Origin of the sequence: Bremerella alba (assembly GCF_013618625.1) — a bacterium.
GTDB classification, from domain to species: domain Bacteria; phylum Planctomycetota; class Planctomycetia; order Pirellulales; family Pirellulaceae; genus Bremerella; species Bremerella alba.
On record NZ_JABRWO010000021.1, the window covers coordinates 18,194 to 37,130 of the forward strand.

The 18,937-nt window shown below is 52.7% G+C and carries 15 protein-coding genes and 1 pseudogene; 11 read left to right on the forward strand and 5 right to left on the reverse strand.

The window, feature by feature from the left end; translation table 11 throughout:
• Positions 1-41: 41 nt before the first annotated feature.
• A complete protein-coding gene (locus tag HOV93_RS24545) occupies positions 42-485 on the forward strand; it encodes a hypothetical protein (RefSeq protein WP_207399201.1) in 444 nt (147 codons plus the stop codon).
• Positions 486-684: 199 nt separating this feature from the next.
• On the opposite strand, the gene HOV93_RS24550 is transcribed toward HOV93_RS24545, so the two are convergent.
• Both HOV93_RS24550 and HOV93_RS24555 read right to left on the reverse strand, forming a co-directional pair.
• Complete coding sequence (locus HOV93_RS24550; RefSeq protein ID WP_207399202.1) at positions 685-1,080, reverse strand: hypothetical protein; 396 nt, start codon at positions 1,078-1,080, stop codon at positions 685-687.
• 120 nt (positions 1,081-1,200) lie between these two features.
• Positions 1,201-2,326 (reverse strand): annotated as a pseudogene (locus HOV93_RS24555) (ISAs1 family transposase).
• Here HOV93_RS24555 and HOV93_RS26270 point away from each other — a divergent pair.
• The 7 genes from HOV93_RS26270 (at position 2,325) to HOV93_RS24580 (ending at position 10,866) form a co-directional block, all read left to right on the forward strand.
• A complete protein-coding gene (locus HOV93_RS26270; RefSeq protein WP_261358663.1) occupies positions 2,325-2,450 on the forward strand; it encodes a hypothetical protein in 126 nt (41 codons plus the stop codon). The pseudogene HOV93_RS24555 and the gene HOV93_RS26270 sit on opposite strands and share 2 nt — an antisense overlap.
• Positions 2,447-3,079: a hypothetical protein gene (locus tag HOV93_RS24560; protein WP_207399203.1), complete on the forward strand. Its 633-nt coding sequence runs from the start codon at positions 2,447-2,449 to the stop codon at positions 3,077-3,079. The genes HOV93_RS26270 and HOV93_RS24560 overlap by 4 nt, the downstream gene beginning before the upstream one ends.
• Before the next feature lie 536 nt (positions 3,080-3,615).
• Complete coding sequence (locus HOV93_RS24565) at positions 3,616-5,913, forward strand: McrB family protein (protein WP_207399204.1); 2,298 nt, start codon at positions 3,616-3,618, stop codon at positions 5,911-5,913.
• Between the two features lie 6 nt (positions 5,914-5,919).
• Positions 5,920-7,515, forward strand: a complete 1,596-nt coding sequence (locus HOV93_RS24570) for a DUF2357 domain-containing protein (RefSeq protein WP_207399205.1) — start codon at positions 5,920-5,922, stop codon at positions 7,513-7,515.
• 272 nt (positions 7,516-7,787) lie between these two features.
• Positions 7,788-8,393, forward strand: a complete 606-nt coding sequence (locus HOV93_RS26675; protein WP_390814356.1) for a DUF6946 family protein — start codon at positions 7,788-7,790, stop codon at positions 8,391-8,393.
• Positions 8,394-8,937: 544 nt separating this feature from the next.
• Complete coding sequence (locus HOV93_RS24575) at positions 8,938-9,459, forward strand: recombinase family protein (RefSeq protein WP_207399206.1); 522 nt, start codon at positions 8,938-8,940, stop codon at positions 9,457-9,459.
• A 54-nt stretch (positions 9,460-9,513) separates the two neighbouring features.
• The gene (locus HOV93_RS24580; RefSeq protein ID WP_207399229.1) at positions 9,514-10,866 is read left to right on the forward strand and encodes a recombinase family protein; all 1,353 of its coding nucleotides are present in this window, start codon (positions 9,514-9,516) and stop codon (positions 10,864-10,866) included.
• A gap of 385 nt (positions 10,867-11,251) precedes the next feature.
• On the opposite strand, the gene HOV93_RS24585 is transcribed toward HOV93_RS24580, so the two are convergent.
• From HOV93_RS24585 to HOV93_RS24595, 3 genes are all read right to left on the reverse strand, one after another.
• Positions 11,252-11,620 (reverse strand): hypothetical protein, encoded by a 369-nt coding sequence (locus HOV93_RS24585; RefSeq protein WP_207399207.1) that lies wholly within the window; start codon positions 11,618-11,620, stop codon positions 11,252-11,254.
• Between the two features lie 164 nt (positions 11,621-11,784).
• On the reverse strand, positions 11,785-12,540 hold the full coding sequence (locus HOV93_RS24590; protein ID WP_207399208.1) for an SDR family oxidoreductase: 756 nt from the start codon (positions 12,538-12,540) through the stop codon (positions 11,785-11,787).
• A gap of 85 nt (positions 12,541-12,625) precedes the next feature.
• On the reverse strand, positions 12,626-13,045 hold the full coding sequence (locus HOV93_RS24595; RefSeq protein ID WP_207399209.1) for a cupin domain-containing protein: 420 nt from the start codon (positions 13,043-13,045) through the stop codon (positions 12,626-12,628).
• Between the two features lie 172 nt (positions 13,046-13,217).
• On the opposite strand from HOV93_RS24595, the gene HOV93_RS24600 reads away from it, so the two are divergent.
• The 3 genes from HOV93_RS24600 (at position 13,218) to HOV93_RS24610 (ending at position 18,051) form a co-directional block, all read left to right on the forward strand.
• Entirely contained in the window at positions 13,218-13,862 is a 645-nt protein-coding gene (locus HOV93_RS24600) for a sigma-70 family RNA polymerase sigma factor (RefSeq protein WP_207399210.1), read from the forward strand.
• An 8-nt stretch (positions 13,863-13,870) separates the two neighbouring features.
• Positions 13,871-17,518 (forward strand): serine/threonine-protein kinase, encoded by a 3,648-nt coding sequence (locus tag HOV93_RS24605; protein ID WP_207399211.1) that lies wholly within the window; start codon positions 13,871-13,873, stop codon positions 17,516-17,518.
• 269 nt (positions 17,519-17,787) lie between these two features.
• On the forward strand, positions 17,788-18,051 hold the full coding sequence (locus tag HOV93_RS24610; RefSeq protein ID WP_207399212.1) for a phage integrase N-terminal SAM-like domain-containing protein: 264 nt from the start codon (positions 17,788-17,790) through the stop codon (positions 18,049-18,051).
• Positions 18,052-18,937: the final 886 nt, after the last annotated feature.

Here is an 18,937-nt window from a genome sequence, read left to right on the forward strand (position 1 = left end):
GCAGTATTTGAGACTCAAGTCAAAGTAAAAGGAAATAGAAGATGTTTCGTTGGGCAGGGCAACTCAAAAGTTACGTTCACGTTGGTTCCATGGCATTTTGTATCACCGCCGTAGCAACGATGGCGGCAGGTTGCAGGGTAAGTTCCGATACCAATGCACGACTGTCCGGCACCGTCACCCTTGACGATCAACCGATTGCCAACGGCTCGATTTCGTTTCTTCCCGTAGATGGAAATACGGCAACGGCCGGCACGCGCATCGAGAATGGTAAGTTTGAAATCATGATGCCCCCAGGATCGAAAAGGGTCGAGATTACGGGAATCGAAGTGGTCGGTCAAAAGCCTGCCTATGAAGGTGACAAAAACAGCCCCCTTGTCGATATCACAAGAGATATCGTGCCGTCGCGGTACAACACGAAATCGGAGTTGTTGGTCGACGTCGATTCGGGTGAGGCGAACCAAGATTTCCGGCTGGTCTCGAAATAGCCGTGTCGAGTCGTGGAAAAAAGGACGAACGACGTTCCGCTCCTTGGAACGTCACGGGAGACACGTTTTACCGCACCACGTTTTCTAGAGACTAGCGTTCCGTGACGGCCATCGTTGATAGGTACGGCTATCGCATTAAAGATGAATCCATATGTTTCGGGCGCTTACGGGCGAAGTTGTGCATCGGCGACGCGATCTTCTAGGCAGGGCATAACGACTCAGTGGTGCGTCCGGCTATGGATAACACGCTGTCATTTGCTATCGCTGGCGGAAAGGGGGCCGGTGAGTGGCTGCTGATGTCGGAGAAGTCAATGTTCCCAATCCAGCGTTGGCTGTCCTTATCCTGGATATGAACATACGCATCCGAGGCGATCTTGTACTTCTGTGAGTGCCCCTGCCAGGCATCGACATATTCACGGGGAACACCTTGGGCAATCGCGTGGCTCTTGAAGAAATGCCTCAGAGAGTGAAGCGTGAAGCATCCACTTTTCTGGCCATCAGGTATTACAAGCCTTCGGAGTGTTGCCTTAAAGTCGTCGTTTAGGTCGTCGGGATCGATGTAATGATTTCCATCAGGGTACTTCTCGCTGGCCATCGCCGTGAAGTACCAGCCTATTTCATTGTGTTGGTAGCTTAGTAAGACGTCGCGAAGTCGCGGGTGGATGGGAACCTTACAATCTTGGCCGGTTTTGGTTCACGGCGATTGCACCATAAACTATGTGCCAAGCAACACTTCCAGCAAGTAAGCGTCGTTCCTGCCTGCTTTTAGCCGTTTATTCTTTACGCCCACCTTCGCCGTTTTGTTGTTCTTCAACAGGCTCAGGCTCGTTCTTCTTAGAAGGCTGAAATTGACGTCGGCGTGTCCTTTGCGAATCCGGCTTTGGTCTTCGCCGAACGTCACGTCGAGTTGCCAGTGGAGTGAATTCTCGATGCCCCAGTGGCCACGCACCGCTTCGGCGAAGCGCTTGCCCGTGAGATATTTGCTCAGGATATAATGCCGCACTTTGCTCGTCTCTTTGCCGTTCTGCCTCACAATGTTGATTGTTATCCCGATCGCCTTCACATGTTTCCACTTGCTGGCGTACGGAAAGTCGTCGGCATCGATCGGGCAGAGGTAATAGTAACGCGACTCTTCGCGGCCGTGCCCTTTCTCGTGTGTCTCGTGACGGTGAACTTTCATCTTCTTGAAATCGATTTCCATCGCGGCGACAAAGTAATCGCGAATCGCCTGGTGCAGGTAACGCTGATTCCCTTTGATCGCCAGGCAAAAGGCGCCGCCTGCGTCGACGATCTTCGCGGCGATTTCCTTTTGGCAACCCATCGCGTCGATCGTCACCAAACAGCCGGAAACCTCGATGATTTCCAATAGTTTTGGAATCGCCGTGATCTCGTTACTCTTCGCGTCGGTCACGACCTGGCCGAGGCTCACATGGTTAGCGGTCGCCCAAGCGCTGACCATGTGAATGGCCGCCTTGCTGCTGGCCGCCGACCACCGAAGCGGCGGTGCCCGAGCTACGCTTGAGCGTCTTGCCGTCGATCGCGATGATCTGGCCATCGGTAATCTCTTGCAGCGAAGTGATCCAACTGAGCAAACACTTCTCGAATTCGGCCGGCTTGATCGCGCCGAGAATCGCATTGAAACGATCGTGCGAAGGGACGCCGGTACTCATGTCGAGAAACTGCGAAAGCCACTCCTTCTTATCCTCGGCCCAATCGGCGATCGCCACAAAGTCGTCCGCGCCCCCGAGCACCGCACAGAGCGCCATCGTCACAATGTTCGTTAGCGGATAAGTTAGATCGGCGAAGTGATCATGAATCGAAGCAGACGAAGACGACGACATGCGGATGACCTCCATGCAAAGCCAACGCCTGACCGGGACGGGAACGTCGCGAAATGACCCAGACGCACTTGCCGGATTGTCGCAGATCACCCATCATGGCGCAATCGCCGTGATGGAAACTTGAAGTCTTCTGAAGTTGACATAGAAACTATATCCGCACTCTTGTACGACTTTAATCAGGTGTTGTGCAGGCTATTGGAACTTGAGCACGCAAGAAATCCGAAGTCGGGCGACAAGTATCTCAATTTGATAAACGAATTTAGCGATCTGAAGAAGAAAAAACAAAGATTTGCCTCTGTGAGTGAATTTGCCGAGATTGCTATTGATGCTCAGTCAAAGCTGTCAAGGCTCGGCTATCGACCAAGTGCTAAAAAGGCTGACTCTATTGTCGGAGTTCTAATGCGATTTGCCTCTTCTGCCACGCCCGACAACATTCACAGAGAAGCGAAGGGGTTCGCTACGGCTGTGGGATTGATAGATGTCAAAGATCTCGGGTCCCAATTACAGCCTAATCTCGTTGCTGTTCTCTTTCGACCGACAAATCCACAAGATAATCCCGCGGTAAATGCAATGAGAGATGTGGTACTGTCAATATTTCTTGCAAGTCAGTTAACAACTGCTGCTGCGCACGCTGACAGTTACGGTTTGTTTTCGCTGCGGCTCCTGGAAGGTGTGTCCAAGCATCTCGTTGACGTCTTAGAGTCAATTGTTAGGGTGTTTAGCCAGCGTGCTGAGTTGCTTGAACAAAACTAGAACGAGTGGTTCTTTATAAAACTACAGAAATAGTTTGACCCGCTTTTAGGCTTTCCGGCGTAGCAGCTCTTAATTGGTGTTACGAGTAAATTTCCGTTGGACGTTGTGCTCATCGTTGGGCTGGAGCGAGCGTGCCGCGTCGCTTAGTTCTGGCTACGGGAGGCGGAACCTCTTCGCACCATGACAACGAATCTGGCAGTTCGAAGATGGGTTCTTTGCGTAGCGGACGGACGAGGCCGAGTGGATGCCCATGCTTCGTCGGACTCGAGCGGAAGCGGATCAGGTAGATTCTCAGTTTCCGGGGGCTCAAACGGTGCCCCCGCGTTACTCGTTTCGTTCTGTGGACCTTCTTATTAATTAAAGTTATCTTCAGAGCTCATGACTCTCCCCCAATTGGGAGAGGTCATTCCTCTGCCTACTTTCAGCTCTAAGCTGAGCAAAGGTCTCAGTCAGGGGCACACCGTCGCGTTGTTGTTACATGACTGACCACCTGAAATGCACCTAAGACACGTCCCCAAAAAATTCAGAAAGATCTCGTGAGCGAATACGACCTAACGACCCCGGAGGGAATCCAAGGGATTTACGATTCCGAGTTCAAGCCTCTCCAGTCTAAAGATACTTGGCAGGGTTGGCTTCAGAAATACACGAAGCTCATCGAACGAGTTCGCACTGCGTCGACAGACGAACTTACGTCATCTGATTTACATCATGATTTATGGGAGTCGACCCACATTTCGGGAACCGGCATGTGCTCGATTCCCATGACCGATGCGATACAGTCAAATGAACTCCGCGAGTGGATAGCATCGCTTCGTGATCGAGAATTGTCACCATCTGGAACCTCGCGTATCAACGAACTCAAGGCAATTCACGACGAGATATTGGAACGTACAAAGCCGTTTACGAACCGACGGCCGTGGTTGAAAATTATGCGGCTGCTCGCTGCGATTTTCCCGAATGACATTTCATGCGTCGTCGACTATGGAAAGCTGCGACAACTCACGAAAGCAATGTTCGGAAAGGCTCCAGCGGGGCGATCCGAGATGGTTACGATGAACGCGCAGGTTTATACCAGGCTGACTGAAGTCTTGGGCCCTGCCGGCGAGGATTCCGAGAGTGTGGCTAAACGCTCGATGTTCGCCTGGGAATTGTACCGTGTGAACGCTGAGGACACGGAGGAGGAAGGTGGTGAAGTCGAAGGCGATAGGCCAGGCGAGTCGAAACTGAGGTTCTTGCCGAATGAACGGCGAACCAAAGGAATCACAGCGCTGACAGGTTATGTCAACGCCGCACTGAAGGTTCTCGATTTCGTCCAGAATGGAGCCACAATTCCCGAGACGATTGAGTTCTATCAGCAAGAGCAGCCTCAGCTAAAAGAGAGCTCCATAAAGGGCCACATAAGCACCATTCGGCATTCACTGGGGCTTCTCCGCCTGGATGGAACTACCTTACATCCCAGTTCGCTCGGTCAGAAACTGCTTGACACTGAAGATGAGACACTTCTGATTCCTCGTGTTCTGACGCGAATTATTGGCTTTGATCTCATTCTTCACTTGCTCAAGGAAAAGAGCCCGCGAGACAGAAGTGATTTGATCGACGAACTCCGGACTCACTTGAACTGGACGACCAATTTTGGCCCATCCAGTCTTCTCGCTTGGGCACAGCACCTAGGCATGGTTGAGGTAAATGACTCACAGCAGTACACGTTAACCGAAGCGGGGCAGGAGTGGGCGGAACAGGTCGAATCTCGACCGGAGCCAGTTGCTGTTGAGTCGACGGGCACAGATGCGCCTGACATTCCTCCCGAGAAAGCAAAGACAGTTGATTTCGAGCCGCCATCACTCGATGAAATCTTGGATTATTTCGATACGCTGCCGTACGTTTTCCCACGTGAGATCATCGCTCAACTACATATTGCACTGCACATGCACTCGTTCAAGCACTTTGTCTTGCTTTCTGGTTTAAGCGGGACTGGAAAGACGAAGCTCGCTGAACTATACGCAAACGCGTATCACCGAGTAACGGATACCAAGCAGAACCGATTCTTCCGCTTGGTGCCAGTTCAACCCGACTGGACAGATCCGTCGGGACTCCTGGGATATGTCAATCCGTTACAGGAGACGGTGACCTACGCGGCAACCGATTTTCTCATGTTCCTAAAGTCAGCGGTGACGCTTCCGAAGATCCCTCATTTTGTCTGTCTCGATGAGATGAACTTGGCACGGGTTGAGTATTACTTCGCCCCCTTTCTGTCCGCGATGGAAACAGAGCAAGATGTCGTTGTCCATCAGAACGATGAGCCCGTCGACACTATCGAGCCGCGCATGCCGTGGCCTCGAAATCTGTACATCATCGGCACAGTTAATATGGATGAGACGACGCACGCATTCAGCGACAAGGTACTTGATCGTGCGTTTACTTTGGAGTTCTGGGAAGTTGACTTGGACGAATTCCGAAGCCGTTTCGCGAAACAACACTCGGGCTACCCAAAGGAACTGCTGGACTTTGCGGTAGAAAAACTTAATGGTCTGAAAGAGATTCTGGAACCAGCCCATCAGCATTTCGGCTATCGCACAGCTGAGGAAATATTGAATTTCGTGGCCACAAATCACAATGACGGCGCAGGCGTTATGGGCAAGGAAGCTGCAATCGACCAAGCATTGCTGATGAAGGCCCTGCCAAAGATTCGTGGGCAAGATTCACACGAATTTCGCGGCTGCCTGGATAAGTTGCACGGATTCCTTGCGAGCAATACCATGCCTCGGTCGGCCAAGAAAATCGCCGCGATGCGAGCCGATCTCGAATTGACAGGTACCACGCGATTCTGGCGCTAATGAGTTATGTTGAAGATCACCAATTTAAAGACCGGCCTGTCTTTCGATCAGGCAAAGCATGAGGACTCAATGCCGGTTTCGTTTCTCCACGAAAACGGCTCATACCGGATCGAGTACAAAGCGGCGGGCACAACTGTACCACGGTTGTTCATATCGGAAGTGGAGCTTCCAGCGTCCTTCATGGAAGTTATCGCGGGCTCAACCCATATTCGCTGGGATTGGTACATCGAGGAATACGCTGGCGAGGCTGTAATCAGCCTCATTTATGCGGACGAGCCTTTGGTTGACATTGTCGTCGACATTGCTCCAAATCCCTACAAGTTGGGGGTGGAAATACACCGCGAACTACTCCTCGACCTACAGGACAAAGCCGAAGGTATAATGTTTGGCACAACGCCAGCGGGAGTACATCTGCAAGAAGACGAAGCAGAAGCCCCGCCAATCGCTCGGTTCTCGCTGCTGCGATGCTACTTCTCAGTGCTAGAAAGAGCCTTTCGTGCGATTGCTGACAACCCGCACCGTAGCCTGATTGCAGAACGCGACGACCAACCGCTTCATAAAGTCCGGCGTGTTGATGCACAGAGCCTTCGCACGGCTCTCAAACGGATGCCCGTACTTGCGATGCTGAAGGGCCGCTCCAGCGGAGGACTAGCGACACTCGACGTTCCACGGAGAGAGCATACTCACAACACATCTCCAAACCGCCACCTCCTCGGTCTCATTGTTCGGCTTGCGTTGCTTTGCTCGGACCTTGCTTCGCGATTTGAGGCGGTTGCATCCAAATCGGAGGACGACCCGATGGCTCAGGAACGTGCGCGTCGTTGGGCTCATCAAACAGCGCATTTCCAGAAGCGACTTGCTCAGTTTTCCAGGGCTGATTTTCTAGGCGGTCTTCGGCCCGGTAAACCTGACACTGCGGCATTGCTAACTGTGGCTCGTCACCCTGCGTACTCTCGTTTCGACCAAATATCGCGAAGAATTCTCAACGCTAAGGTCGCCTTAGGTGGCGACATCGACAAGACGTTGGGACTTCGGCCCACCTACGACATCTATGAGTATTGGTGTTTCTTTACCGTGGCTGATGCCGTGCGGCGGGCGTTGCCAAAAGCAGAGTGGCGGTCAAACATCGCCATTACATCTGGACATCTTCTTCTGGAGATCGAAAACGGTAGTTCTTTCTCGACAACTGTGGACGGCTTGCAGGTTTCAGTCACGTTTCAGAAAAGCTATGGCAAGAACGCCAACAATGACGGGCACTTCTCAATCTCGAAAAAGTGCATACCGGATATCGTCTTGATTCTGAAGCACGGAAATATGATCCGTACGATCATCTTCGACGCGAAGTACCGATCAGGATTTGAAGCGATTCGCGATGCGCTTTCCGAAATCCACATTTATCGCGACGCGATCCGAACAGACCCGAGCAATTCAGCCATTCATTCGGCGTTCATTCTGACGCCCTCACACCATGATGGCCAGAACCGGTACTACACCGGAGAATATCGCCAAGAATTCAACTTTGGTGGATTTGATTTGCTTCCTCGCAATGATGAGCAGAAAGACTGCCTTGTCGATGCGATTCGTGGGCTGATTGATTTGTAGACAACTATGGGCATACAAAGCGACACAAGGGATCTGATGTGAAAGTCACAGGAAAGAAAGCAGACGGCCCCGAAATCCACGATTTGGATACATGGTTTTTAAACGGAGGTCCTGCCGGAGACGCGACACATTGGAAAGACTACCGAAGCGCTAAAGAACTCGCCCGTGCCTGGGGTCGTTCGCTGTCCAGATGAGTTGTCTATCCTCTTAAGCCAGAGCCCGCTCTTGAACGGATGGGAGCTTCAGCAAGCCGTGGCTGAAATGCAATTGCAATTGATGACAATCACCTTGGCAATCGTAACGCGGATCTAGCTGGGTGGGGCTCGTTTGGTCCCACGCGGCGTAGGGAGAACTTTTCGTTCACAATAGAAGCCAAGGCCGACGAGAAATTCGAGGACTCTGTCCGCGTCTGGAAGGAGAATCGTATCAGAAAGAGTCTGAGGAGCGGGGCCCCTGAGCGTCTAAAAAAGTTGTCTGAAGGATTGTTTGGACGTAAGCCAGATGACGCAATTGAATCGCTACAGTATCAACTACTGCCAGCGTTTGCGGGAACAGCGGTCCTCGGAAAGGAAAGGCGAGCGACTCGATCGATCCTTGTTATCCACGAATTTGTCTCGCTGTGTCTTGACTTCGATAAAGTTATCGACAACTCGGTGGCTCTCGCAGAATTCGTACAGCAGATACCGGGATGGGAGAATGCAGAAGTTAAATGTGGTTCATTGCTGCCTTGGATTCGATTACAAGGAAATGAATGGATACCCAACGATCTTGAGGTGTCCATTGGGAAAGTAAGAACACTGATTCCACTCGGCTCAGGAGGACGCGTAGCTGTGAGCCCACTCGGTAATAACAGAGGTCAATTTATCGAGCTCAAATGAGCTATTGGCTGTTTCTCATCCTCTGTTTCAGCAGAGCTCGCGGTTCTGGGGTTAATGTCGCATGAGAGGACCCGCTGGAACCAAGTTAGGACACTTGCCTGAGTCGCAGTTTTGTATGAGGCGGTAATGCCGTGTGAATTGATTGGATCGTCTGCACCAAAGTGTCTCTGGGAACTCAAAGTCCCGTATTGCGACGTGCTTTATTCCGGCTCATTTTGATTTTGTGGCTTGCCAATCGAACCAGCGCTTGCCAAAATTCTTGCCAGACGCCGCGTTTGCCAGAAATGGCCAAAAGAAAAGCCTCGCAAGTCATTGATTTGCAAGGCTTTAGGAGGTCGGGGTGACCGGCGATTGACATTTCCTAACGACTTCGCGAGGAGCAGCCTGCTTGGGCTTGTTTTGTCGCAAAGCATTGAATTCACAGAGGATATGTTCTTTGAGACTTGCGAGTCCTAGACAACTCTTCAATCGCTCACGACAAAACTGATTCTCGTACTCCCTGCATAGGGGCCTTTAAGGTCACCGGTCACTAGGAGTGTCGTTCATGTCGACTTCGAATGCTGGACTGCCACCAAAGAATGGGGTGGTCTATCAGGTACTCATCGTGGCACGTATCAGTACGGAGCACCAAGATCCACGTAGCCTGAGCGATCAGGACACGCTTTGCCGTCAGTGGGTCGACAGCAATGTAAGCGGACAAGCCAAGGTTCGCGTAATTGAGAGTCAGGGAAGTGGAGAACTACTTGATCTTCAGGAATTGCGAGACCTCGAGACCGCGATTGAATCGAACAAGTATGATTTTCTGATTGTGGAAGACGTTGGGCGAATTTGTCGGCGTCATCGCGTCCATGACTTTTGGGAAATGGCCATCGACAATGACACGCGAGTTATCGCGATCAACGACCATATTGATACGCTCGTTGACGACTGGAAGCTGAAAATCAGCTTTGCCTTCATGCATCACGAGATTTCGAATGCAGATACCGGCAAGCGAATTCGGCGAACTCTTCGAAGTCGGCACATGCAGGGATTGGTCGTCCAGTGTTTGCCATATGGATATATCTAACCGCATCCTGGGGCCTCCGATCAAGAAGTCCCTAAAGATCCTGCGGCCGAGCCAATTATCGAGGAGATTTTCTCTCGGCTCGAGAACGGAGTGAGCTATTCTGAAGTCGTTGATTGGTTGAACGCTAAGAAGGTTCCAACCGGGAGGTATGTCAGCTCGAATCGCTGGACTGTTTCAACGCTCAGAAACCTGGTTTATAACCCGCTGTTGAAGGGCGTTCGTGTTCGAAATCGCGTGAAGTCAAAACGGATCAATAAGACAGGGACGACGCAAATCGTCAAGGCAGCTCCGGATGAACTGCTTGAGCGTCATTGCCCTCATCTGGCATTCGTCGAAGCTCATCGATACGATGCTCTGATTCGGTTCCTTGATAAAAAGAACGCGGGTTATCGGCGAAAGAAGGTGGACGGCCGCGACCCACGGGCGATGGTTCCCAAAAAGCGAACTCGCTTTCCTGGTCAACAAGTGTTTTGTGCCGTTTGTGGGCACCCGATGCGATGGGGCGGTCATGGTCAAGTGGATCGCTTTGTCTGTAAAGGCGCTAAGGAATATCGATGCTGGCAAAGCGGAACTTTCGACGGGAATTTGGCTTCCAAGAAGATCCTGACCGCCGTGTTTCAAGCAATCGAAGAGTTACCAGACTTCGCCGAGCACCTTCAAAGCCAGATCATCATGCAGTCTCGGGCACTTACCGACTCGCGCGCCTCGGAAAAAGAGCAGATCCAAAAACGGATCGATCAGCTTAACCGTGAGATGGGCAACCTGATTCAGTTTGTGAAGCGTGGCAAACACTCAGATGCCGTGATGAAAGAGATCGCAGAGACCGAGAAGCAATTGGATGAGACGAGTTTTGAGCTGCAAGAGCTTGAAGCACGTCCCAGCTTGGTGCCCAAGCTCCCCTCTTCCGATAAGGTTCGCGAACTCGCCATGGATGCCATCACAACAGGTCTCGATTGTCCTTACAAGATGAGCCGTGTGATGCGCCCACTGATTCCGCGTATTGAGGCGTATCCAATGCGGCTCTGCGATGGTGGACCGGTTGTCATTCGAGCAAAATTTCAGCTGAATTTGTGCAACCTGATTCCTGGGATGAAGGATCTGTTCTCAGCGCGAGAAGCCATGACACGGACCATGGAGGTGGATCTCTTTGAACCAGTCCAGCGTGAGTTGTTCCGTGAGCAGATTGTCAAACTTCGTCGTACGGGAATGTATCAAAGGGATATCGCTGCCCAACTGGGTATCACGCAGCCTGCGGTCCAAAATGCTTTGAAACTGCAGGATGCGATGGACACCTCGGGCCTGAAGGATCCTTACGTTTCTGTGACGGAAGCCCCTGCTGATTTGGGCCGTATGCGACGTCACCGGCATCGTCGATTCGAGTTTCAACGCTATGATCCTGACAGCTAGGCCAGGACTGCGTCAATAGACCCATTGCTATCTGACCACCTTCCGCCCATGTCCTTGACGGTCATGGGCTTTTTTATGCGCCGATCTCAACTAAGGAATTCTTTTATGCCCACTAGAGCAGATTCTGATTCGGACAAGTCTCTCGTTGAAGAAGTTGCACGAGCTCAGCATGAGTTCATTAGGCTTCTCGCACGATGCGTTGCGAAGCGACTTCTGCGTGAGTCCGAGACAGACGGCAGTAACCAACCAAGAGCTAAAAAAACGTCCAATTCGTGTCATGAGAATTGAGGAGGACTTATCTATTGATGTTTGGATTAACCCTAGATACCGGAAGAAAGGAGTTTTATTCATGTCCAGTTTGGTCATTGCTTTGACATCGGTCGCATTACTTCTCGCGATCGCAGCGCTCATTCGAGAAAGACGGCTCGTTATCGCGCTTCGTCAAATTCTTCGCCGTCTTGTGGAGCGTTTGAAGAACGATGAAACACACCATCGTCACTACGGTCTGCTCACCGCTACGCACTACGACTACATTGAGTGCCCAATCGAAAGCGTCTGCTGGTAAGAACATGTCTTTCTGCCAGGCAACACGGAGGGCCGGGGCGACGTTGTACCCCAACATCGCGGTCGGAAGGGGGAGGACCCCATCGCTGACAATCAGCACTTCAATCTCGCCAACCCGCACTGCATATCGCGACGGAACCAACTCTCCGGGAACCAGTCTACTTTGATGTGTAACGTTATCCGAAATCATGTTTATCTCCTTTCAACCTACTCACGCTCGGCCGCTCGAATACCGTCATAAGTGTCCAGAGGGCACAACATCTGCCGAATGAATTAAGCTTGCTGGCCTGGCCGGGACACGAGTCAGCGACAGAGACAGGCCAGCAAACGATGCCTATCAACGGATGCTTCTCGCTAAGCATTCAACGCCGAGGAATAACCGAGCCAATCTTCAAACTTCGTCGGACCAATCTTTGGATTGGCACCTCGGGGGGATAGTCCAAGTTCGTCCAGCACGGCGCCGAAGTAGCGGGCATGCGGATCGGCAACCACCTTTCGAGGATCGTGGCTTGCCGCCAGAAATCTTCCGACGAAATCGGCAAGCGTACTTTCTTCGGGACCAGCGATCTCCATCATCGCCTGACGAGGTGGTGTGACCGTCGCGAGTGCCAGAAACGATGCGACATCGTCCGCAGCAATTGGTTGAAAAGGAGCGGTCGACAGGCGAACGAAGTCGGGATCGGCCCCCGCGATACCGCCCAGAAACTCGAAGAACTGCGTGGCCCTGACGATTGTGTAGGGGATCTCGCTTTGTTGGATTAACTCTTCCTGGGCTACCTTGGCTCGCATGTATCCGCTGTCGGGGATGCAGTCGGCTCCCACGATCGTCAGAGCTACGTGATGGCCAACGCCTGATCGCTTCTCGGCGGCCAACTGGTTGGTTGTTGACTGGGTGAAAAATGACATCACGTCGTTGTCCGCAAACGAAGGAGAATTTGTGACGTCGACAACCACGTCAGTTCCGGCCAGGACTTCGTCCAGACCTTTGCCCGTAAGCGTGTTGACGCCGGTCGAGGGAGAGGCCGGCACAACGTTGTGCCCGCTTTCTCGCAGCAAGACGCCGAGTTTATTTCCGATGAGGCCACTTCCGCCGATGATTACGATCTTCATGGTTATACTCCTGAGGATTACTTGTTTCGGGTATTGGAAACGAATTCGTGAACGAAACGAGAGAGTCAGATCAACCGAACTCGCGTTAGTGTTGACTTGTTTCGGGAAGAGCGATTTCATGCTTATCGCGAGGGTGCAAGACGACCGCGATCAGGCGAGTGGGAACTTTGCCAGGATTTCGCGATATGCGATGCAGGCAGCCAGCCGGTTCGTAGAAGGTTTCTCCTGCTCTGAGCAGTTGCACGGGCTGATCGTCGATGGCCAGTTCGTATTCGCCTTCGAGGATATATCCGAAACCTGGGCCAGGGTGGCGATGCGGAACTCCCGCTTCACCAGGCTGAATCGTTACCTCGACCGTGGTGGCAGTGGTTGGCAGGCCGTCGAGAGTTTCACTTATCTTCTTTGTTGAGATTACTTTAACGCTCTCGCCATCCTTCATGTGGTGTGATCCCAACGCGACCCCGGCGGCTAAGGCCAATCCCGTGGAAATGAGTACTCGAAACATGGTATTTCCTCCCTTATATTGACCGGATAATGGAACGCGTAGGCGTATCTGCTAAGAAAACGACGCCGCGGCGTCGAACGCTGTTTTGCCGCTCCTTTCGTCCTCTGCTATTACTAGGAGGAACAGGTGGACAACAAAATGAAACGCCCTGAAACCTTGAAAGAATGTCCTCATGAATGATGCCTGTACGACGGTCATCATTCAGCGATACCTGGATGCCCTGCCTGGTGATGACCAGTCAGAAGCGGTCGTGCGTCAGGTGCTAGAGCGATCGGCGGAGCGACTGCGACTGTTGTGTGCCAAGTTTCTGCACAAAGACTACCCCCGTTTATCGCGTCCACCGGTCAATCTCGAGACGGACGAACTGTTGAGTGGTGTCGTCGCCGGGCTGCTAACTTCGCTTCAAAAAACTCGTCCTCCGACGGTGCGACGTTTTTTTGCCCTCGCCAGTCAGCATATGCGTTGGCAATTAAATGACTTGGCGCGTCGATTAGACGAACGCCCTGCCATGTTCGATCTCGTGGATGTCGATGTCGCTGCACCGCCGACCAGCACGCTCTCGGGATTGGGGGTGGATGCCAGAAGAATTTTGGATGCAATCGAGAAGTTGCCCGAAGAAGAAAGAGAAGTTTTTGACCTGGTCGCTATTCAGGGGCTGACGCACGGCGAGGCTGCCTCGATTGTTTCCGTTTCCGAGAAGACCGTACAGCGTCGACTAAACCGTGCCCGCCTCTTGCTTGCCGAAAAACTGGCCGATCTCGTCCCCCACACGGCCGACGATCGTTCCCAAGATCCGATGCCGCGGCGCAAGGAATAGCGTGTAACATGACTGGCGACCCCAAGGTACTTGAGCTCTTAGAGGAGATTCTCAGTTCGGGAAAGACACCGGAAGAAGTTTGCCTAAGTTTTCCTGATCTGTTGCCCGAGGTTCTTCGAAGATGGGAAGACTTTCAACGCTTCGACCTCCAGATTCAATCCCTGCTATCGACGCGCAATGCAGACGAGATATGCCAGGAGGAAGGAGCGACGGTACAGCCGTCGATGGTTGGTCGCTACACCATCCAAAAAACGCTTGGGAAAGGTGGATTTGGCACGGTATACCTGGGGCGAGATACTCAATTGGATCGATCGGTAGCTATCAAACTGATTCGCCCCGATCGCCGCGAGGCACAGTCCGGTGTCGACGCTCTGAGCGAAGCGAGGAGGCTGGCTCAACTTCGGCATCCAGGGATTGTCGCTGTGCACGATGTGGGTATACACGAGGGGCAGTGTTACATTGTTTCCGAATTCATCGATGGTCCTGATCTCAGTCAGCGATTGAAGAACCAGCGTCTGGACTGGAAGGAGTCCGTCTTGCTCGCTGCACGCGTGGCAGACGCGCTTGCATACGCTCATGCGCGGCGCGTGATCCACCGGGACATAAAGCCAGCCAACATTATTTTGCTGGGGGATGACACGCCGGTGCTGGTTGATTTTGGACTTGCGCTCGACGAGAACCGAGCCAGCGGCACGACCATGCTCGGCATTGTGGCAGGCACCCCCTGGTACATGTCACCCGAACAGGCTTCAGGCAACGCCCATCAAATGGATGGAAGGACAGACATCTATAGTCTGGGAGTCGTTCTTTACGAGATGCTCACCGGTCGCGTTCCATTTCATGCTACCGGAACGAGCGAAGTGTTGCGCCAGGTACGCGATGACGCTCCACAACCTCCTCGGCAACTCGCGGGTGACATCCCACCGAAAGTAGAACAAATCTGCCTGAAGGCTCTTTCAAAGCAGCAAAAAGATCGGTACACGACAGCAGCAGATTTCGCTGTTACTTTGCGGCGTACTATTCTAGTCGAAGTGACGGGGACGCCACAGTTCTGGATGACGCATTCGAGGAGATCAAAAGAGGACTGTCATACCGTAGGACGACGAGATGAAATCGAGGACCTTGTTCGTGCTTTCGATGCCGTATCTGCGTCGCAGGGCGAAGTCATTTGTGTGACCGGAGAGCCGGGCATTGGGAAGACGACTATTCTCGACGAGTTTCTTCGAGAACTCGTGGAAACGGGCCGCACGTTTGCTCTCGCCAAGGGTAAATGTTCAGAGCGGCTAGCGGGGGCCGAAGCTTATCTTCCGGTGCTTGATGCGCTGGAGAGTCTCCTCCAAGGTGACCAAGCCAATTTCGCTGCTGAAACGATGAAGTCGACAGCACCCAATTGGTACGAGCAGATCGTACCGCTGGCCTCCAATGACTCTTCGCTGACGATTACCTTGGCCGAAACCAAAGCCGTCTCGCAGGAACGTCTTAAGCGTGAGTTCTTTTCCTATCTTCGTGAGCTTTCAAAACGAGCTCCGCTGATTTTATTTATTGACGACCTTCACTGGGCGGATACGGCGACGATTGATTTGCTGGCTTACCTGGGGAGCCGATGCTCGGAGTTCCGCGTCCTGGTTGTTCTAACGTATCGCCAAAGTGAACTAATTTTGGCGAATCACCCCTGGGAAAAAGTAAAGCTTGACCTGCAGGCAAGACGAATTTGTCGAGAAATTTGCCTGGAATTTTTGAGCGAAGACGATCTCGCTCGTTATCTGGATCTTGAGTTCCCCGAACACCAGTTTCCAAAAGCATTCACGGCTTTCGTCCATGATCGGACCGAAGGCAGCCCTTTGTTCATGGTAGATCTTCTACGGTATCTGAGAGACCAAGGAGGTTTGAGTAAGCAGGGTGGCACTTGGCGAATATCGAAATCGATTCAAGAACTGGGTCACGATCTCCCCGAATCGGTACGGGGAATGATTCAACGCAAGATCGACCACTTGAGTGAAGGGGATCTTCAATTGCTGGTTGCTGCAAGCGTTCAAGGTTACGAATTCGATTCAGCCGTCGTGGCGAATGTGCTGGTAAGAGATACGGTGGAAGTCGAAGAACGACTTGACGAACTTGAGCAGGTCTACGCGTTCATTCAGTTGCAGCGGGAACAGACGTTCGCCGATCAGACGATCACCCTAAGATATCGATTTGTTCATGTTCTTTACCAAAACATGTTGGAGGCTTCCCTCCGTCCTACGCGCCGCGCAGCGCTGAGTGCTGCCGTCGCTAAAGCTTTGCTGGCATTTCATACCAGCGACACTGAAGCTGTTGCGGCCGAGTTAGCGATGCTCTTCGAAAGAGCAAGGGAGATGTCTAAGGCTGCGGGTTACTTTCTGAAGGCTGCGCGAAAGGCCGCTCGCCTTTTTGCGAACGAAGAAGTCGTTTCTTTAGCACGGCGCGGGTTGAAAGCCTTAGAAGCATTGCCGGCGACGCCAGAACGCGATCGAATGGAACTCGCGTTACAAATTACGTTGGGTCCTGCTCTTTTCGCTACAGACGACTGGACGGCGCTGGAGGTTGAGACGGCGTACACCCGCGCTGAAGAGCTTTCTCGCCAGTTGCCGGATTCACCGGAACTGTTCGCGACATTATGGGGACTGTTTCTCTTTCGTATCGCCCGAGGAAGGGTCCAAAAAGGATTGAATGAAGGTCATAAACTTCTGTCTCTGGCCCAGGGCGTGAACGATTCTGGACAGCTGCTTCAGGCCCATCATGCCCTTGGGCCCACGTATGGATTGCAAGGGGACTGGGAATCGGCTCAAAAGCATCTTCAGCAAGCTATCGCAGCATACGACATCAACGAACATCGGGGGCACGCGCTGCTTTACGGTGGCCACGATCCCTGCACGTGCTGTCAAGCATTTTCTGCCAAAGCCTTGTGGATGCTTGGTTTCCCAGACCAGTCCATTCAGCGTGCCGGCGAAGCGATTGCCTTGGCCCGAAAAATCGGTCACCCAACGAGCTTGGCTCATACGCAATTTTCCGTTGCCATGGTTCATCAGTTTCTCCAGAACGCTCGTGAGGTTCTGACGATTACGGAGGAGTTACAAACACTCGCCGCCGATCAAGGGCTATTCTTCTATTTGTCAGGCGGAATGGTTTTGCATGGGTGGGCATTAGCTGAACTGGGTCAAGTTGGCGATGGCGTAATTCAGATCCGCGAAGGTTTCGAATCGGGAGGTGCCGTAAAAGCTCATTGGCGTTCCTACCTTTTATTGGTGTCGGCCGACGCGTATGGCAAGTCTGGACAATGGGCCCACGGGCTGGCTGTTTTATCTGAAGCGATCGACCTTGCTAGAGCTACCGAAATTCATTTCTGTGAACCGGAAATGCATCGGTTGCAGGGAGAATTTCTTCTGCGGGTTGATCCGAGTGATACGCTGAATGCCGAGGCATGCTTCCAGCGGGCCATGGAACAGGCTCGCTTTCAACAAGCAAAATCTCTGTTACTCCGGGCGTCGATAAGCATTGCACGTATGTGGCATAATCATGGTCGAAGCGTCGAAGCGTACGCCGTCCTTAATGACGTGTATCGCAGCTACACAGAAGGTAAAACGACGCCGGACTTGATAATCGCCGCCGACTTACTAAATGACACGACTTCAAGTTAGAGATTGTTGAAACGCTGTTGGTTGTCTTTGATGAAACGAAGTTGATCTCGAGAAAATATCGTCACCTCAGGAGGGCGTGACCGCGGGCGTCCTGGGGAAGCTGAATATCTTCACAGGAGGCAATTCCGGCAATTACCCTGAGAGTTGGCCCGGTTGATCGTCCCGAGCCACATCTACAAGACCCTCGTCTCGGCAGGATGCACAATTCGCGCGGCCGGAAGGTACGGATCGGATAACGGGAGTGACGCCGGTAGCGTGGGAGAACGACGATGCCGACATCGCTTGAATCCCTTGTCACAAAGTATCTCCGTTCAGGAAATCCCGCCCAGCGAACCCGCGAAGAGTATCTAACCACGCTCCGTAAATGGTCTCGCTGGGATGGAGCGGTTCCCCTGGAGGAGCTCGGAAGAAAGGAAATCCGAGAGTTTCTCGACTGGGTTCACGAGGACGCCGCGACACGACAGGGAACCAATCCTGGTCGAACCGCCAACAAGATTCGATCGCACCTTCGCGCGGCGCTTTCATGGGCTTGAGAACATGACCTGGTGGATTCATTACCCCGCTTTCCCAAACTCAAGCCGCAGCGGGATGTTGCTGGCAGGCATTATCTGACCAAATCAGAAATCAACGCCTTGTATTTCGCGACGCATCAAATGCGTCGGCCCAAAGGGTGGCACGAGCCTATTTTCCGCGGGGCGCTACTGGAGAGCTGCGCTGGTCGTCTTCTTCAACTATGGTGTCGACACTGGAACCGTCTGGAAGACGTTACCGTTCCACGAACCGATTCGCTGGCGGCATATCTCCTGGGGGCGACGATCACCAGATCCCGAACTCAAAGAACCTTGTCCCTGGGGATGGCTCTACTACCGTCGTGTCAAAACGGGCAAAACGTTCTGGCGTCCAATGAATCGCACGGTTCGCCTTCATCTGAAGAGTATTTGCCCTGAGAGTGTCGAGCCTGACGCAATGGTCTTCGCGGGAGGTGGCACTCGCCCCAACAACTGGTTTCGGCATCTTTGTCAACTAGCCGGAATAATCCAAAACGAAGTATCGAAACAGGGAAGGAACGGCCATGGGTTTTGAAGGACCTTCGTAAGACGTGCGTTACCTATTACGACGAGCACGTCCCGGAATCGTCGGTGGAAATCCTCGGCCACTCAGCTGGCGGAATCACCTACCGCCACTACGCTCATCGTTCCCCCTTGGCATTCCGGGCGATCCTTTCCTTGCCGCAGCCTTCGGCGTTCAGAACGCTGGCACGAGGTTTTGAGGGCAAGTGTCCGTGCTGCCGACGTAGCTTCGACGAGGCACCTCCCAAGCGGCAAGCCTCAAACAACTCCCGGGACGCGGGCTGACGGTTCGTCCTGGACAGTTTTAGAGAACAACGACACGGTCGATGTCGACGCATATCGGTCTCAG

Excerpts from the sequence above, each read along its gene's own strand:
- HOV93_RS24605 (WP_207399211.1), top strand. The coding sequence starts at position 13,871 with ATGACTGGCGACCCCAAGGTACTTGAGCTCTTAGAGGAGATTCTCAGT.
- HOV93_RS24585 (WP_207399207.1), bottom strand. The coding sequence starts at position 11,620 with ATGATTTCGGATAACGTTACACATCAAAGTAGACTGGTTCCCGGAGAG.
- HOV93_RS24600 (WP_207399210.1), top strand. The coding sequence starts at position 13,218 with ATGAATGATGCCTGTACGACGGTCATCATTCAGCGATACCTGGATGCC.
- HOV93_RS24590 (WP_207399208.1), bottom strand. The coding sequence starts at position 12,540 with ATGAAGATCGTAATCATCGGCGGAAGTGGCCTCATCGGAAATAAACTC.
- HOV93_RS26270 (WP_261358663.1), top strand. The coding sequence starts at position 2,325 with ATGCGGATGACCTCCATGCAAAGCCAACGCCTGACCGGGACGGGAACG.
- HOV93_RS24610 (WP_207399212.1), top strand. The coding sequence starts at position 17,788 with ATGCCGACATCGCTTGAATCCCTTGTCACAAAGTATCTCCGTTCAGGA.
- HOV93_RS24570 (WP_207399205.1), top strand. The coding sequence starts at position 5,920 with ATGTTGAAGATCACCAATTTAAAGACCGGCCTGTCTTTCGATCAGGCA.
- HOV93_RS24575 (WP_207399206.1), top strand. The coding sequence starts at position 8,938 with ATGTCGACTTCGAATGCTGGACTGCCACCAAAGAATGGGGTGGTCTAT.
- HOV93_RS24545 (WP_207399201.1), top strand. The coding sequence starts at position 42 with ATGTTTCGTTGGGCAGGGCAACTCAAAAGTTACGTTCACGTTGGTTCC.
- HOV93_RS24595 (WP_207399209.1), bottom strand. The coding sequence starts at position 13,045 with ATGTTTCGAGTACTCATTTCCACGGGATTGGCCTTAGCCGCCGGGGTC.
- HOV93_RS24550 (WP_207399202.1), bottom strand. The coding sequence starts at position 1,080 with ATGGCCAGCGAGAAGTACCCTGATGGAAATCATTACATCGATCCCGAC.